Consider the following 16,324-nt stretch of genomic DNA (forward strand, 5'->3'; position numbering starts at 1 on the left):
GCTGTCGACATAGGACGCCGTGTCCACCCCAGCACCACCGTCGATCTGGTCGGCACCGGCCCCGCCAATGAGCACATCGTCGCCTTCGCCGCCAAGGAGCACGTCATTGCCCTCTTCGCCGTCGAGCGTGTCCGTGCCCGCCCCTCCCTCGAGCCGGTCGGCCCCGGCCCCGCCGCGGAGCTCATCGTCGTCCTCGCCACCCAGGAGCACGTCATTGCCGTCTTCGCCGTCGAGCGTGTCCGCGCCCGCCCCACCGTCGAGACGGTTCGCTGCGCTGTTTCCGCTGAGCGTGTCGTTCAGGGCCGAGCCGACGACGTTCTCGATGCTGGAATAGATCCAGTCACTCTGGGCATCGCCACCAGAACCCACGCTATATGCCGACCACGTATTGCGGTAGTCGGCAAGATCGACAAGGTCGATAGTCACACCTTCACTGCTGTCGGCATAGGACACCGTGTCCACACCGTCCCCGCCATCAAGCATGTCGCCATTGGCTCCGCCCACCAGAAGATCATCACCATCGCCACCCGTAATGTCGTCGTAACCAGCGCCGCCATAGATCTCGTCGTTGTCATCCTCGCCGTATAGCTGGTCGTCGCCCCCTCCACCGCGGAGTACATCATCGCCGGCCATGCCATGGATCTCATCCTGGCCGTCGGTACCCTTGAGCTCATTGTCGCGGCTATCGCCCCAGATGCTCGGGGCCCCCTTGCCGATCGCTCTCTCTTCCCGGCCGCTGTCGGCATAGGCGATGTCGAAGTCGCCCCCGCTTCTCCGCCCCCCGCCGTCAACGGAGACGACGGCAGCGGGGCCGGCCGTCTCGTCGCCGTCATAGAACAAGGTCGCCAGATCGAGGGGCAGTGCACGGTCGTCGCGCATGGGTCGTTCTCCAGCGGATGTGGCGCCGGGGCACGGTCCGTGCTGACGCCGAAGGTAATACCAGGCCCGCAGGTCTGATCCCGCGGACGGTTGGCATGTGAGAGGCGGTCAGAACAATTTCAATACAATTAAACAATATTTAACTATTACCGAATGTCTTCTATTGAATTCCAAATTTTTATTGACATACCCAACCATCATTACCGAGAGCGCTGATGACAATCCGCTGAATGTCCCTTAGTGTCTGCCAACATCACGTATAGCGCACAATGTACGATGGCTCGCCCCGTTGCGTCGGATGCCTTGGCCTGTTCCGCCGTCGGAAAGTCTGCCTTCGCCCGGCGGCCGCTGGCCAAGGAGATCGGCGACTTCGTCTTCGACAGCCCGCCGATCAACGAGCCCCTGGTGCGCGACCTCGCTGAGGGCCGCTTCCTCGACCACCAGCGCAACATCGTCCTTGTCGGCGGCACCGGCACACTGCGGAGCTCGTCGAGACCGGCAAGGACGGCTGGCGCTTCAAGAACCGCGCCTGATCCCCCACCCCGGGGGTTCTTCCCCCGGTGGGTGCACAGGAACCTCCCGCGCGTGCCGCTCCGCCGCTCGCGACGGCCACTCCGCGGTCCACGCGGGTCCCTCCTATGCACTACCGGGACCCCTTTGTGTGCCGATTGACGCTGCGGCCGAACTGTTCGTCCTGGATCCGCGCTTGTTCTAGCCGCCGGGCGCGAAAGGGCTGATACGGCGACGGTCGAGCGGAAGAAAGTGACCGTCAGCATATTTCCGTCCGGGCGGGGCGATGCTCCGCCCTTCGATACGCCTTCCCTGCTGCAGCAGTTGGCAGCCTAGATCACGATCACCGCGGCTGGATACTGAACTGCCGGAGCTTCAGCCGGCTCGCGGGCCATGAATATTGCGGCCGGCATGGTGCCGGGAGGGGTACAAGGTGGCATCGGCATTCCGTGACATGTCGGTGTCCTTGGCCAGTTGCTCGATCAGGCCAACCAACTCCCGGTGGACCACGGAGCCGGGGTCGCGCAACGCAATGGCCGAATGGGCCTGAGTCAGCCGGCTCAGCCGGACCAGGGTGCGGATCCGTTGCCGCCGTGTTTGCTTGAGATCTGAGGTGCGATGCCGGAACAGGATCCGGGCGAGTTCGCCGTAGCCGAACAGGTTGTTCAGCTCGGCGACGGTCGCATAGATCAGAAACAGCACGAGAATCCAGATCTGGATGAACAGGAAGCGGTGCCAAAGGAAACGCTCCGCCAGCTCGGCGCCGAAGCCGGCGATCTGCCCGGTGTCGGCGATGTGGCGGACGAAGGCTTCAAGCAGCCGGGCGATGAAGACGAAGGCCCAGTAGACAGCTGTCTTGAACAGGATGGGCTGGATCAGCGGGGCGCTGTCGAAACGACGCAGGAACGGCATCTTGTCCGCCACCAGCACCGCCTTCCCGACCACCAGTGCCGCCGTGGTAGCGACCAGGAAACTAACCGAGCGCTGGACATATCCGGCGAGCACCAAGTTCTGCGTGAACACGATCAGGTTGAAGCCGACCAGGAAGAACAGGGTCGGTGGCAGCAAGTGGCGAACCTCCCGGCCGAGATGGCGGAGGACGGGACGCCACCGGCTGCCCTGTGTCATGGCCACGGCTTGCCTCCATCTCTTCGAGACCGGTCGGATCGAGCCTAAGCAGGGGCCGAACTCACCGTCACGACATGTCGGACCTGGCGATCCACGCCTTTGCGCCGATCGCAACCGCTTTGGTCCCACTCCACCGATTCCCGTCGCCATTATCCGGTATGGAGAACCGGAGTGCCATCGGGAACGGCGGAAGCGGAATTCGACCGATCCGGTGGCTCGAACACGGCGCCCTATCGGCAGAGATATTGCTTCTTGATCGACTTGATGCCGCCGAGCGGATGGATCTCTCATTTATCAAAAGGCAAATGATCGCAGGAAGTTTTTACATCATTATTTGTCAGAAAAGTATTTATCCTAAATCACTATCGAATAACGTCTCCCGCAATCAACCACGCCCCGCTCGCCACCTTCTCACCCCGGTTGCCGGGGGCGTGATCAGCGATCCGATGCGAGCGCCGTACGGACGGGGAGTACGACACCGGCATCGGTGCACGACGCATGATCGCAACCCGATCCGGCAAGCTGAAGTGTTTCGTATCAATTCATGTGGATTTTTTCTCTGCCGTGATTGACTATTCTGAATGTCGATAGCGACCATCCATAAATAGCGGTCATGGACCTATGTAATATGAGTATAGATAGAGTATCATGCGCCAAGTTAACTTTAGCATCGGCGTACTCTTGATGGGCGCATCGATGCTCGTTGGCCATGGGCCGATGCGTCGGCGGCACCGGCTTCCGCCGCCACTGAGCAGAGCAGGAAGCCAGACTCCAGGATGCGACGAGATGAAGGAGGATTCCAAATGATCGGTTGCGCAGCCCGAAACAAGACCAGCCCAGGCACTTCGATCCGGGCGGCCGCCACCGCGGCGGCGATCCTGGCGCTGGCGGCCTGCTCCAATCATAGCGGTGCGGCGAGTTCAGCTTCGGTGCAGAACCAGGCTCCTTCCGGCACGGTTGAGATGCATCAGGTGCAGGCCGCCTTCATCGGCAGCGGCAACACCGGGGACGGCACGCTCCGGTTCCAGGGCAAGCCCCACAAGTTCAGAGTCTCCGGGCTGGGCATCGGCGGGATCGGAGTCTCGACGATCGATGCCACCGGCGAGGTCTACGACCTGAAGAAGGTCGATGATTTCGAGGGCGCCTATGCCGAGGGGCGCTACGGCTTTGCGTTCGGTGACCAGAGCGGCGGGGAGCTCTGGCTGAAGAACGACAAGAATGTGGTGATGCATCTCAAGGCCAGGCGCGTCGGCCTGATGTTGAGCCTCGGCGCTGACGCCGTCGTGGTCACGCTCGAATAGGAAATCGGAAGGCGCCCGGCTCTAGAAGTCTCGGTGGCCCAGCCCGTAGAGCGGCCGGACGTCGATGCTCGCAAGCTCACCCGCCCCTCTTCGGGCCGGGATGGCGCGATGAACGCCCGGCCAAGCCGGCATATGGCAGGTGGCGATCTGCAAAGGTGCGGGGGCCGGCGGCGGCCGGCCCTCAGTCTCGGCTCAGAGCACGAAGTCGTCCGCCTCTAGGTGGATCGTGCCGACGAGCACGATCTCCAGATCGGCCTGGCCGTCGCCATTGGTGTCGCCCTCGACCACCGTGTTGCCATCCTGCTGCTCGTAGCGCAGCTGCCCGGCCGTCCCGCCAAGAGTCGCCGTGCCGATGAAGGTGAAGGACTGGCTGCCGTCCTTGGTGGTGTCGGCGTCGATCTGCGTCAGCCAGATCTCGTCCTCCCTCTGGCTGAAGTCCGCGATCACGTCGGCCTTCCCCGCCTCGCTGTCGCTCAGCGCAGAGAAGAAGAAGTTGTCCGAACCGGACCCGCCGGAAAGGGTGTCCTGTCCGGCCCCGCCTTCGAGCCAGTCGTGGTCGCTGCCGCCGTCGAGCACATCGGCGCCGTCGTTGCCATAGAGCAGGTCCTGGCTCTCCTGGCCCATCAGCACGTCGTTGTCTGCGCCACCATGGAGTGAGTCGCCACCCGCGCCGCCCTCAAGCACGTCATTGCCTACCTCGCCATAGAGGTAGTCGGTGCCGCCGCCACCGGACATCCGGTCATGACCATCGCCGCCCAGGAGCCGGTTTCCTGCCTCGTTGCCGGTGATCCGGTCGTCCTCGGCCGAGCCGATGACATCCTCGATCCCGACCAGCAGGTCGCCCTCGGCCCAGCCGCCCGAGCACCGGCCGCCCGACAGGTCGAGCACCACCCCGGCACTGCTGCCGCTGTAGTCGACCCGGTCCACACCGGCCCCGCCGTCGATCCGGTTCGCCGTCTCCCCAGCGAGGAAGACATCACCATAGGCCGAGCCGACGACGGCCTCGATGCCGATCAGCACATCACCCATGGCGTCGCCGCCCCAGCCGCTGCCGGCCGCGAGGTCGATCAGCACACCTTCGGCACTGTCAGCGTAAGACGCCGTGTCCACTCCTGACCCGCCGTCGAGCTGATCCGCCCCCGCACCACCGGTCAGCAAGTCGTCACCTGCATGCCCATACAACATGTCACTGCCATCTCCACCATCCAAGGTGTCGCGGCCCGCTACGGAACTGTCGCTTTCCTGGGAGCCCCGATTGTCACCATACAGGGTGTCATCATCGTCACCGCCATCGAGCCGATCGTCGCCAGCGTCACCGCACAGCCGATCGCTAGCGCTGCCGCCTTCGAGCCAATCGTTTCCAGAGAGACCCAAGATATGGTCTTCATGATATCCAACACCACGCAAATGATCATCACCCTCCCCGCCCTCAATAGTGTGATGTGGATTCACCAACCAAATGATAAAACCGATAATTCCCATCGAATAGGCAGCCTGATAACCATCACTGGCGGCAGACGTCCCGTTGGCCGCGTGAAAAAGATGGTCATGGTTCCGTTGCCCACGCGCGGTCTCGACAGCCATCGGGCTGCTGCCGAAAGACAGATCGGCCGCATCTTCAGTCAATTGATATTGGTGGATGGTCACTCTCTCTGACATCTCATCTCTCCGGGATAGGGCAGGGCCGCGCCCCGTGCTGATGTTTATGGACAAGCCAAGCTCATGGATCGGATGGCACTCAACCATACGCAACTTTATAGGCGTCTCAATAACTATTTTTGAAAACCATCCCTATATTACCACAATAGGAAAATTTATTACCTAGATCTATTTTAAATACGAGAACGGAGATAATTACAATGGCGGACGGATATCTGCCCATTCGGAATGACCGAGCCGAAAGGTCTCCCGGACCACCGCCATGCCACATCAGCCCTCGGCTCTAGCACCACCCATTGCGCGATGCCTTCAGCGACGCTGCATTCACATCCAGATCCGTGAAGGAGCATCTATAACAGCGCATCATGCATGCATAAGCGGACGAAACTTGATCCGTCCTCTTCGATATGTTTCCTTCTTCCGGACAACTGAAAATCCAAGCACCGAACCCTGCAATCCAAGATCACGCGGACAGGTGATCCGAAATTTATGTTGGCATCCTGACCTGGAAGTCGTCTAAGCAGCATGCACACCGGCGAGAACGGACGCGATCGTGACCAGATTGGCGATCGACGTCGCGGCTACACGGTCGCCAAAGGCCAGCATATTGACTTTGAACAGTATGGGTTGTCCGACCATTGGCATCTCCAATCCTGACCGAGAGCGAGGGTTCTTCCAGCGCCCCGGGCCTGAGGTCTCAACGCCTCACTTGAAGCGCACGGCGCCAGAGACGGAGCCTGCGTCTCCGTGGGCTCCCACTTCCCGTTCCAAACCGAATGCCGTCCCACGACATGAGATCCACCTTTCCACTTCGCCCTCGGGCAACGCCCGCGTGCCAATGGACTGACCGCCTCAATCAGGGATGAAGCAACCATGCATCAGTCGCGACCGATCCTCTCGGGACTCTTCACCTTGAGCCTTGCGGCCGTCGCTTTGAACAGTATCGAGTTGGCCGGATCCATCGCCAAGGCCGAGCCGGTGGCCAGCCCAGCACGGACGATCTTCGTGAGCGATTTCGAACTCGATGCCGCGAGTGGGCAGGAGGGGGCACCAAATGCCGGTCTCGGCATTCTGCCGCGAGGCGGATTGGTATCGACCCTCCGCCAAGGTCTCGCCCAGGGCCCCACCGATCCGCAAGCCGGGGCCGCCGCGCTCGTGAATCGCATCGCGGACGCCCTGGTCGCCGAGTTGAGCAAGTCCGGATTCGCGAGCCGACGGTTACGCCACGGCGAGCCGTATCCTCCGGCTGGCTGGCTGGTCCGAGGCATCTTCACAGAGATGGACACGGGGAACCGACTCCGCCGCGCGGTCATCGGCTTCGGGGTCGGCGGGACAGAGATGCAGCTTCAGATCGTGGTCAGCGACTTGGCCAAGCATCCCAATGAGGCATTCTACAGCTTCGGAGTTGGAACCAGCAGCGATAAGGGGCCAGGAGCAGTCCTGTTTCGCAATCCCTATGTGGCGCTTGCCAAGTTCGTACTGTCGACGAACGCGCCGGAGCGCGACATTGACAAGACGGCTCGTCAGATTGCCGACGAGATCGCCAAACATGCGGCCGCCCTCCCGCCATAGAATTTCAAAGACAGCCCCGACGAGGGGCTCGATCATTCGGCCTCATCATATAGTCAGGCCGTGCGCCGTCGACATCCCAGCAGCGCATTGCGTGAGCAGGCTCGGCGCCCTCGCCACCGCGCTGGATTGCAACGGCTTTCCAAAATCGGCGCCACGGCCGACCGGATATGACCTCGGAAGCGTCTCGTCGGATTTCAGATAGGCTTCGACCGCCGGGACATGGAACCTCTCCCACACGGACCGGACGCCGCATGCAATAGAGCCAGGCAATTGGTGCAAAACCCATATCGCAGGCCGCTTTCGCACGGATGTCTCGTCCGATAATCGACCTCCGATTCCCGTGATACTCGGGGTGCCATCCGCGCACATGACGGACGCATAGATCCGGCCGCGATAGTCGCCCCCAGATCTTCAAGTGCAATCGACCAGGACGCCGAGCGGCCGAACCCCGACGCCCCCGCGAAGCGCCCGCCCCGTGGATCATGGGCCGGAGGACCGACCGATCAACAGCAAACAGGCGCAGCGCTGCACGGTCGAGCGCCACGGCGCTCCAGTCCCGAGAGGTGGGCCGGCCCACCTCAGGCTCAGAGCACGAAGTCGCGTTCGTTGAGGTTGATCGTGCCGACGAGCACGATCTCGAGGTCGGCCTGGCCGTCGCCATTGGTGTCGCCCCGCACCAGCGTGTTGCCGTCCTGGTGCTCGTAGCGCAGTTCGCCGGCCGTCCCGCCGAAGGTCGCCGTGCCGATGAAGGTGAAGGACTGGCTGCCGTCCTCGGTGGTGTCGGCGTCGATCTGCGTCAGCCAGATCTCGTCGCCCTCCGTCTGGCTGAAGTCCGTGATCACGTCGCGGGTGCCTTGCCCCGCCTCGCTGTCGCTCACCGCATAGTAGTTGAAGTTGTCCGAGCCGGAGCCGCCGGTCAGGGTATCCTGCCCGGCCCCGCCTTCGAGCCAGTCGTGGTCGCTGCCGCCGTCGAGCACATCGGCACCGTCGTTGCCATAGAGCAGGTCCTGGCTCTCCTGGCCCATCAGCACGTCATTGTCCGCGCCACCATGGAGCGAGTCGTCGCCCGCGCCGCCCTCGAGCACGTCATTGCCCGCATCGCCATAGAGGTAGTCGGTGCCGCCGCCGCCGGACATCCGGTCATGGCCATCGCCGCCCAGGAGGCGGTTTCCTGCCTCGTTGCCGGTGATCCGGTCGTCCTGGCCCGAGCCGATGACCTCCTCGATCCCGATCAGAACGTCGCCCTCGGCGAGACCGCCCGAGCACCGGCCGCCCGACAGGTCGAGCACCACCCCGGCCTCGCTGCCGCTGTAGTCGATCCGGTCCTCCCCGGCCCCGCCGTCGATCCGGTTCGCGCCAGTACCGGAGATGAAGGTGTCGTTGTGGCCCGAGCCGATCACGTTCTCGATGCCAACCAGCACATCGCCCATGGCGTCGCCGCCCCAGCCGCTGCCTTTCGCGAGATCGACCGACACTCCTTCGGCACTGTCAGCATAAGAGGCCGTGTCCTCCCCCGCGCCGCCATCGAGCCGGTCACCGCCGGCGCCGCCAACCAGGACGTCAGACCCTTCACCCCCTTCGAGCACGTCGGCGCCATCCTCGCCGCCGAGGACATCATTGCCTGCGTCGCCGTCGAGCCGGTCGCCGCCGGCGCCGCCAACCAGGACGTCAGACCCTTCACCCCCGTCGAGCACATCGTCGCCAACCTCGCCGGCGAGGATATCATTGCCCGTGCCGCCGTCGAGCCGGTTCGCAGCACTGTTACCTGCGATCCTGTCGTCATGGATCGAGCCGATGATGTTCTCGACGGAGAAATACAGTCGATCACCTTGGGCCGTGCCGCCGGAACCCGTGCTGTAGCCGAAACGCTCGTCGTCGACGAGATCGATGGCGACTGCCGCCCCGCTGTCGGCATAAGACGCGGTATCCACGCCGTCGCCGCCGATCAGCTTGTCGCCGCCGGCGCCGCCCACCAGCACGTCGTCTCCATCGTCGCCTCGGAGCACGTCCTCTCCATCTCCGCCAAGGAGCTCATCGTCTCCACCTTCGCCGCGGAGGATGTCGTCTCCTCCCTTACCCGAAAGAGTATCGGCCGACTCACCGCCCCTGAGGGTGTCGTTGTCATCTTCGCCCTCCTGGAATTCAAGACCGTTCAATTCCTCGTCGCTCTTGCGGCTCGCCATTATCCAACCCTGTCTGCCTGCAGCGGACATGAGGGAATTGCCGGGCGAAGATGGAGCGCCCCTGACGGAAGGATCCCCCACGGCGACCGGGCCGCAGGTCTCGCCGCCGTAGAGCAGCGTCGTCAGATCGGCGATTAGGGTTTCGGTCTCGCGCACGGGTCGTTGCTCCAACAGAGTCGGCGCCGGAGCACGATCCCGTGCGGACGCCTGAGGCCAAGCCAAATCCGCGGCTCGGTCACCCACGGACTGCACGGCATGTAGGAGACAGCTCAGAGAATTTCAATAAAATTTCAAGAAAACAGCCGAACATTCCTGGACATCATACAATCAATTCCAAATATTTATTTAGAGCTATCTCGAACATAGCAGACGAAAATTCTGGCCGCCCCGTCCAGGAATGTCCACGGTGCCGTCGCCGTCCGCATGCTGCTACGATTCAACCGGTTCTGATCGCCTCAGCTTCCCAAGACCGATGGCTATGTGGGTGATGACTACATTCGCGGTGGTGGGGATGCGACTGGCTGAACGGCGGGGGAGGATGTGCACACGACATCCTGACATCCTGCGCCGGCAGCGCTGCCGGCATAATGATCGATCTCGCGGCCGGCGGCTGGGGCGGCGACGCGACGGGCGATGTGCTGGGCGCGAGTTTCCAAATGGAGCGTTGCCACATGCAGCATGGGGCCGCCTCAATTTACTGGCGGAGCCGCATCACCAGCTTCCAACGAAAGGCGGGCTCGATCCGATACGGCGGATCGAGCCCGCAAGTCTTCCAATACGTGGCAGTCAGACGCCGCAAGCCGTGATTGTAACGGCATGCGGAGATCCAGCACCGAGGGGCAATGGTGATAGATCCTTTTTAAATCTAAGGCATCTCCATCGTGATATCAATATAAACTATAGGCTAATCTGTATTAATCCATAACTGTATTATATTAATATATAGTAATTATTTATACATGCCTAGCCACGAGGGCTAGAGGGGCCGCAGAGACAGATCTCGACACCACCCCGGTCATCTTGGCGTCAGAGGCCGAGGTTGTCCGCGGTCGACGCATGGGGCCGGAGACCCAATCTCAAATCCACCTTGCCGCCCGGGCATGTCGCCACCCGACGTCACCACACAAGGCAGCCGCCGACCTGTCGGGCGAGGCCCATGGCACCGGCGAGAGCAAAGGTTGAGCGTCGGCGTTGCCCTTGGCAGCGATCGCCGATCGGTCAGATCGGGCCACCTTCCGGCCAGCTGGCATCCACGATCGTTCTGCTTGAGCGCAACCGATGCGATCGACTATTCCCCACTCACTTTTCCGCGAGAACTAGGAGTCGGCAGATTTGAATTCCAACCATAACAATCGCGCATTGAATTTACTTTGTTTGTTTATACATCAGGATCGATTGAATCTCTTGAAGCGCGCAATCTTTCCTGCTAAGAATTACAGACTTTCACATTCAAAAGAATGGCTAGGGAAGCGATCGGCCAGTAACACGCGGTCGTCGAGGTTCGTTATTTGGGTCAAGCAGTACTGTTGTTGGTATTGGTGCTGCTCGCCACCCGCTGTGTCGTCCCGCCGGGAGACGCAGCGGGTGCCGAGCTGGAACGGAGAGGCACAATGCGGTTTCGCATCTTCCTTTCACCGATCGCGGCCGCGGTCTCCTGCGCCTTCCTCGGCAGGGCCACCGTCTTCTGGGAGCGTCGGCCTTTCCGATGGCGCGAGGGCCGTTCCGCGCGAATGACGCATCCTGCACAACAAAGCTCGGACGGTGACATCGCCCCGTTCTATGCCAGAGCCGCAGTCAGCGCCCGTAGCGGCCTCTTTGTCCGGGACGATCAGGCATCGCGACATCGGCCCGGTCGCCCATAGCCCGGCCAAGCCCTTCAACTGCATGGCAAAAGCAAGGCAGCCGAGCTTCCGCAAAACGCCCTGTGCCGACCCGAACATCGACCCTGCGACCCGCACAGGTGGAGGCAAAGGCGAGAGATCATGCATGCAACGGTCATAGGCGCGGGGGTTGTGGGGCTCGCATGCGCGCTCGAGTTGGCCGAGCGTGGCGTCGACGTCAGTGTCATCGACCGCGGCGACAGGCTCGGAGCAGGCAGCGCATCCTGGTACGCGGGCGGCATGCTGGCTCCCTGGTGCGAGCTTGAAAGCGCGGAACCGCTCGTGGCGGAGCTGGGCGAAGAAGCGATCGGCTGGTGGTCCGAAAAGTTCCCCGAGACCGTCCGCAATGGCAGCCTCGTCGTAGCCCAGGGCAGAGACCTGTCGGAGCTTGATCGCTTCGCGCGACGGACGCATCGTCTCGAATCGGTCGGGGAGGCGCGGATCGCCGAACTTGAACCCGACCTCGCCGGTCGATTTCATAAGGCGCTCTTCTTTTCGGATGAAGCCCACATCGACCCGCGGCGAGCGCTCTCAGCCCTGAAGTCGAAGCTCGAGCACCTGGGCGTCAAATTCACCTTCGGCCTGCATGCGCGCTCGGATCTCATGCGCGTCGACGTGACTGTCGACTGCCGCGGGCTGGCGGCACGGGACGTGCTGACGGATCTGCGCGGCGTGAAGGGCGAGATGCTGATCATGCGCACGAACGACGTCTCACTGTCGCGCCCCGTCCGGATGCTGCATCCGCGCATCCCGATCTACGTCGTACCGCGCGCCTCCGGCCACTTCATGGTCGGCGCCACGATGATCGAGAGCGACGACCAGCATCGGATCAGCGTCCGCTCGATGCTGGAGCTCCTCGGCAGCGCCTACGCCCTCCATCCGGCGTTCGCCGAAGCGGAGATCGTTGAAATCGGAACCGGTGTCCGGCCGAGCTTCGCCGACAATCTGCCGCGCCTGCGATGGCGCGGCAACACGCTCTACGTGAACGGCGTCTACCGCCACGGCTTCCTTCTCGCTCCCGCGCTGGCGCGCATGGCGGCCGACGCGATCCTGCACGGTCACAGATTTCCGGAGGTCATGGATGAAGATCATCTTGAACGGCGAACCGTGTGAGGTCGACGGGCGGACCATCAAGACCGCACTCGACGAATGCGGCTATGGCGATGCCGCCGTGGCCACAGCGCTTAACGGAGAATTCGTGCCGAAGGACCTCAGGTCCGAGACCGCGGTCACCGAAGGCGACCTTCTCGAAGTCTTGGCGCCGATGCAGGGAGGCTGACCAATGGCATTTTACGGTGTCGAGCTCACGTCCAGGCTCATGCTGGGGACGGCACGATATCCCTCGCCGGCAATCCTGATCGAAGCCATCAAGGCTTCGGGAACCGAAGTCGTCACCGTCTCGCTCCGGCGCCAGATGATCGGCCAGCAAGGCGGCGCGATGGGCGCCGGACAGGCATTCTGGTCGATGATCCGCGAGCTCGGCGTACGGGTCCTGCCCAACACCGCCGGCTGCAACTCGGTGAAGGAGGCCGTTACCACGGCACAAATGGCGCGCGACGTGTTCGCAACGTCATGGATCAAGTTGGAAGTGATCGGCGAAGACGATACGCTCCAGCCCGACGTGTTCGGACTGGTCGAAGCGGCTCGCATCCTCGTATCCGAAGGCTTCCAGGTGTTTCCCTACACCACGGAGGACCTGGTCGTGGCGGATCGTCTCCTGACCGCCGGATGCGAGGTGCTGATGCCCTGGGGCGCGCCGATTGGCTCCGGAAAGGGGCTCAACAACGTCTTTGGCTTGCGGGCGCTGCGGGCGCATTTCCCGGACGTGCCGCTCGTGGTCGACGCGGGCATTGGGTTGCCGTCGCACGCGGCCCAGGCCATGGAGCTCGGTTTTGACGCTGTGCTGCTCAACACCGCCGTGGCGCAGAGCGGAAATCCCGTGGCGATGGCCCAGGCTTTCGCCAAGGCCCTTGAAGCCGGAAGGCTGGCCCGCCTCGCCGATCCGATGGAGCCGCGCGACATGGCGGCGCCATCCACGCCGACGATCGGCAAGGCCGTTTTGGGAGAACAGACATGATGCTCGATCGTTTCTATCCGGTCGTCGATCATGCGGATTGGGTCGCGCGGCTGGCCCCGATCGGCGCCAAGTTCGTGCAGTTGCGCATCAAGGATAGGCCCGAAGACGATATCCGTCGGCAGGTCCGGGAAGCAAAGGCTGCGGCGGCCGCCTACGGTGCCCAGCTTATCCTCAACGACTACTGGCGAATCGCGCTTGAGGAGGGATGCGACTGGGTTCATCTCGGCCAGGGCGACCTCGACGGAGCCGACCTTGCCGCGCTTCGAGGAGCCGGCATCAAGTTCGGCATCAGCACCCATGACGATGCTGAACTCGAACGGGCGCTCGCCGCCGAACCGGACTATGTGGCACTCGGCCCGATCTACGAGACGTATCTGAAGGAGATGCTCTGGCCGCCACAGGGACTCGACCGGATCGGCATCTGGAAACGAAAGCTGGGCCCGATCCCCCTCGTCGCGATCGGTGGGCTGACGCCCGATCGGCTGCCGGGTGTTTTCCTGGCCGGAGCGAACAGCGCCGCGGTGAGCACCGACATCATCAGAAACGCCGATCCCGAATGGCGGACCCGTCAGTGGATCGAGGCGACGAGAGCAGCCGGCAGAAGCATGGTCGATCGCTACAGCCGCCAGACGATGCTGCCTGAGGTCGGGCCGGAGCGACAGGCGCTGGTCGCCAAGGCCACAGTCCTCGTCGTCGGCGTGGGAGGGCTGGGAGCGCCGGTCCTGCAATATCTCGCCGGCGCGGGGGTCGGAAGACTCATCATCGTCGACCGCGACCGGATCGAGGAGCACAATCTCCATCGCCAGCCGCTGTTCCGCATGGCGGATATCGGCTGCGCCAAGGTCGACGCCGCGCGAGACGCTCTTCTTGCCCTGAACCCTTTCATCACCGTCGACGCGAGATGCGAACGGTTGGTCCCGAACAACGCTGCCAGCCTTGTGGCCGCAGCGGATATCGTCGTCGACGCCGCCGACAGCTTCGCGGTCACCTATATCTTGAATGATGCCTGCAAGGCGGCAGACAAGCCCTTGGTCAGCGCTTCGGTGATCGGCCTCAAGGGCTATGTCGGCACGTTCTGTGGCGGCTCTCCGAGCTATCGCGCCGTGTTTCCCGACATGCCCCAGCAGGCGCAGAACTGTGCAACTGCCGGCGTCCTGGGAACGGCCGTCGCGGTCATGGGCTCTCTGCAGGCACATGCCGTGCTGTCGCTGATCCTGGGCCTGCAATCGTCCCTGGAAGGGAGGGTCGTGTCGGTCGACTTCCAGACATTGGCGATCCGGGCGTTCTCGTTCCACGGCGCAGTCGAAGATCCGGAGGCGCTCCTGCCCTTCATCTCGCCGTCGGACGTCACCAACGAGGATATCGTGATCGATCTGCGGGGACTCGATGAGGCCCCTGCCTCTCCCTTCCCGCGTGCGCTGCGGATGAGCGTGGACGATGTCGGTCGCGGCGAGTGGCGGCCGCCTGATGAAGCCCAGCGTGTCGTCCTGTGCTGCCGCAGCGGCATTCGTGCGGCACGGGCGGCCACCATGCTGAGGACCAGAGGACATCGGGAACTGGCGCTGGTGGCGCTAGGGTGATCGAACACGCGAGCCAAGGCAATCTCAGCTCATGGGATGGCTGCCATAGGGTGCGGTTGCCGATAGGGCCGGTCATTCCTCGACTGGAGCCGTCCCCTGGCGCCCGAAGAACAGACCTGTGCCTCACGGCGATCATGGCCGAGACAATCAGGTCGAATGGGGTGCGGTCGAGCCAGTCCCGCCGGCCAACAAAAGGAGAAACATGCAGGAAACAAGTGATCGGCAGGGACCGCCCTGCCACCTTGATCATATCCCAAAAAATCGGGCGCAGTGGCAGGCGGACAGTGACCGGTATGACCGAGATCATCAAGCCGCGCTCTCAGGGGAACACGCGATGGCCTGGGGCTACTGGCGGGTCCCGGAAGCAGTGCTCAACATCCTCGGCGATGTGTCGGACAGGGATGTGCTGGAACTCGGCTGCGGGGCGGCTCGGTGGTCAATCGCCCTTGCCCAGCGGGGAGCGCGGCCGGTTGCCCTCGACATCTCGCCACGTCAGCTGGGCCATGCGCGCCGGCTCATGGACGCAGCCGGCGTGGACTTTCCTCTCGTGGAGGCATGCGGCGAGCAGGTCCCCTTGCCTGACGCGAGCTTCGACATCGTGTTCTGCGATTGGGGGGCCATAACCTATGGTGACCCCTTGCAGTCGGTTCCCGAGGCGGCGCGCCTGTTGAGGCCCAATGGGCTTCTGGCATTTTCGACATGGACGCCGATCGCGTCATTGTGCCTCGATCTTCCCAAAGGGCAGATCGGGCCTGCGCTCGTCAATGACTACTTTGGTATGCATCGCAAGGACTGGATGGGCATCGAGGTTCAATTCCAGTTGCCTTATGGAGAGTGGATCCGGCTCTTCGGCAGGGCCGGCCTCATCATCGAGGATCTGATCGAGATCCGGCGTCCCGCTGGAGCGACCAGCACTTACCTGGCCCCCGACGCTCCGGAGATGGAGTGGGCGCTGCATTGGCCGATGGAGCATGTGTGGCGGCTTCGACGTAAGCCCTGAGAGCGAAAGTCGAATGCAGCTTGTCGGCCATCTCCTTGTGGCCGGAGTGTCCAGTTCAGCGCAGCCGCTTCTTGCTGCCACCGAATCGACGGCCCCGAGAAGGGATATTGGTCTAGGCTCGCTACAGTTACGACCGGAAGCGCGCGCGGGCAGTGTCGCGACCGCCGCGCCCTGCCTGGCCTCGCCGGTGGCCACTCGCCGCCATCCGGCGTGATCCTGCGCATCCGGATTTCACGCTTCTCACCAATCGACCGGAGGCGGCCGGATTATTGTGAGAGGGTGTCTTCGGTGCGGCAGCAATGCCGGATGATGATGATGTCCGTAGTGTCGGAACGACGGCAAACGCCCGCGGAGATTGCGCCCGGACGTGCTCGACGGGATCGGACTTTGGGCTTTGGTCGGGGTACATCAATGAGATGATTGGCCGGCAGGGGAGTGTTGGCCATCCGGCCCGTCGAGTACGACCCAGGCCTGGACGTTGTCGGGGAGGTCGGACGAAGTGCTCGCCAAGCAACGGGGTGGCGTGGGCGGAGACCTCCGGCAGAGCCGGAGTGA

12 protein-coding genes and 1 pseudogene are annotated in these 16,324 nt (G+C 63.0%); 7 read left to right on the plus strand and 6 right to left on the minus strand.

Annotated elements, in window-relative coordinates:
* Together ACTOWL_RS27425 and ACTOWL_RS27430 are read right to left on the minus strand one after the other, a co-directional pair.
* Positions 1-879: calcium-binding protein (locus ACTOWL_RS27425; RefSeq protein WP_441324462.1), on the minus strand; the 879-nt coding region annotated here is incomplete at its 3' end.
* Positions 880-1,764: 885 nt separating this feature from the next.
* A complete protein-coding gene (locus ACTOWL_RS27430) occupies positions 1,765-2,457 on the minus strand; it encodes a hypothetical protein (protein ID WP_441324463.1) in 693 nt (230 codons plus the stop codon).
* An 836-nt stretch (positions 2,458-3,293) separates the two neighbouring features.
* Here ACTOWL_RS27430 and ACTOWL_RS27435 point away from each other — a divergent pair.
* Entirely contained in the window at positions 3,294-3,818 is a 525-nt protein-coding gene (locus ACTOWL_RS27435; RefSeq protein ID WP_441324464.1) for a hypothetical protein, read from the plus strand.
* 192 nt (positions 3,819-4,010) lie between these two features.
* Here ACTOWL_RS27435 and ACTOWL_RS27440 read toward each other — a convergent pair whose 3' ends face one another.
* The 3 genes and pseudogenes from ACTOWL_RS27440 to ACTOWL_RS27450 all read right to left on the minus strand — a co-directional run bounded on the left by ACTOWL_RS27440 (position 4,011) and on the right by ACTOWL_RS27450 (position 6,116).
* On the minus strand, positions 4,011-4,928 hold the full coding sequence (locus ACTOWL_RS27440; protein ID WP_441324496.1) for a calcium-binding protein: 918 nt from the start codon (positions 4,926-4,928) through the stop codon (positions 4,011-4,013).
* Positions 4,929-4,967: 39 nt separating this feature from the next.
* Positions 4,968-5,564: pseudogene (locus ACTOWL_RS27445) on the minus strand (hypothetical protein); the annotation flags it as partial.
* A gap of 429 nt (positions 5,565-5,993) precedes the next feature.
* Positions 5,994-6,116 (minus strand): hypothetical protein, encoded by a 123-nt coding sequence (locus tag ACTOWL_RS27450; protein ID WP_441324465.1) that lies wholly within the window; start codon positions 6,114-6,116, stop codon positions 5,994-5,996.
* A 234-nt stretch (positions 6,117-6,350) separates the two neighbouring features.
* Here ACTOWL_RS27450 and ACTOWL_RS27455 point away from each other — a divergent pair, with 234 nt between their 5' ends.
* A complete protein-coding gene (locus ACTOWL_RS27455; RefSeq protein ID WP_441324466.1) occupies positions 6,351-7,049 on the plus strand; it encodes a DUF4410 domain-containing protein in 699 nt (232 codons plus the stop codon).
* A gap of 584 nt (positions 7,050-7,633) precedes the next feature.
* Here the strand turns inward: ACTOWL_RS27455 and ACTOWL_RS27460 are convergent.
* Entirely contained in the window at positions 7,634-9,388 is a 1,755-nt protein-coding gene (locus ACTOWL_RS27460) for a calcium-binding protein (RefSeq protein ID WP_441324467.1), read from the minus strand.
* 1,826 nt (positions 9,389-11,214) lie between these two features.
* On the opposite strand from ACTOWL_RS27460, the gene thiO reads away from it, so the two are divergent.
* The 5 genes from thiO to ACTOWL_RS27485 all read left to right on the plus strand — a co-directional run bounded on the left by thiO (position 11,215) and on the right by ACTOWL_RS27485 (position 15,769).
* Entirely contained in the window at positions 11,215-12,225 is a 1,011-nt protein-coding gene (gene thiO / locus ACTOWL_RS27465) for a glycine oxidase ThiO (protein ID WP_441324468.1), read from the plus strand.
* Positions 12,194-12,391 (plus strand): sulfur carrier protein ThiS, encoded by a 198-nt coding sequence (gene thiS / locus ACTOWL_RS27470; RefSeq protein WP_441324469.1) that lies wholly within the window; start codon positions 12,194-12,196, stop codon positions 12,389-12,391. The genes thiO and thiS overlap by 32 nt, the downstream gene beginning before the upstream one ends.
* Before the next feature lie 3 nt (positions 12,392-12,394).
* Entirely contained in the window at positions 12,395-13,189 is a 795-nt protein-coding gene (locus tag ACTOWL_RS27475) for a thiazole synthase (protein ID WP_441324470.1), read from the plus strand.
* Positions 13,186-14,769, plus strand: a complete 1,584-nt coding sequence (locus ACTOWL_RS27480) for a thiamine phosphate synthase (protein WP_441324471.1) — start codon at positions 13,186-13,188, stop codon at positions 14,767-14,769. The genes ACTOWL_RS27475 and ACTOWL_RS27480 overlap by 4 nt, the downstream gene beginning before the upstream one ends.
* A 334-nt stretch (positions 14,770-15,103) precedes the next feature.
* Positions 15,104-15,769, plus strand: a complete 666-nt coding sequence (locus ACTOWL_RS27485; RefSeq protein ID WP_441324472.1) for a class I SAM-dependent methyltransferase — start codon at positions 15,104-15,106, stop codon at positions 15,767-15,769.
* Positions 15,770-16,324: the final 555 nt, after the last annotated feature.

It is taken from the genome of Inquilinus sp. CA228, assembly GCF_052078665.1.
Taxonomy (GTDB): Bacteria; Pseudomonadota; Alphaproteobacteria; order DSM-16000; family Inquilinaceae; genus Inquilinus.

What these genes read in the sequence shown, in the direction of transcription:
- ACTOWL_RS27435 (WP_441324464.1), top strand. Translation starts at nt 3,294, where the DNA reads ATGCGACGAGATGAAGGAGGATTCCAAATGATCGGTTGCGCAGCCCGA.
- ACTOWL_RS27450 (WP_441324465.1), bottom strand. Translation starts at nt 6,116, where the DNA reads ATGGTCGGACAACCCATACTGTTCAAAGTCAATATGCTGGCCTTTGGC.
- ACTOWL_RS27455 (WP_441324466.1), top strand. Translation starts at nt 6,351, where the DNA reads ATGCATCAGTCGCGACCGATCCTCTCGGGACTCTTCACCTTGAGCCTT.
- thiO (WP_441324468.1), top strand. Translation starts at nt 11,215, where the DNA reads ATGCATGCAACGGTCATAGGCGCGGGGGTTGTGGGGCTCGCATGCGCG.
- thiS (WP_441324469.1), top strand. Translation starts at nt 12,194, where the DNA reads ATGAAGATCATCTTGAACGGCGAACCGTGTGAGGTCGACGGGCGGACC.
- ACTOWL_RS27475 (WP_441324470.1), top strand. Translation starts at nt 12,395, where the DNA reads ATGGCATTTTACGGTGTCGAGCTCACGTCCAGGCTCATGCTGGGGACG.
- ACTOWL_RS27480 (WP_441324471.1), top strand. Translation starts at nt 13,186, where the DNA reads ATGATGCTCGATCGTTTCTATCCGGTCGTCGATCATGCGGATTGGGTC.
- ACTOWL_RS27485 (WP_441324472.1), top strand. Translation starts at nt 15,104, where the DNA reads ATGGCCTGGGGCTACTGGCGGGTCCCGGAAGCAGTGCTCAACATCCTC.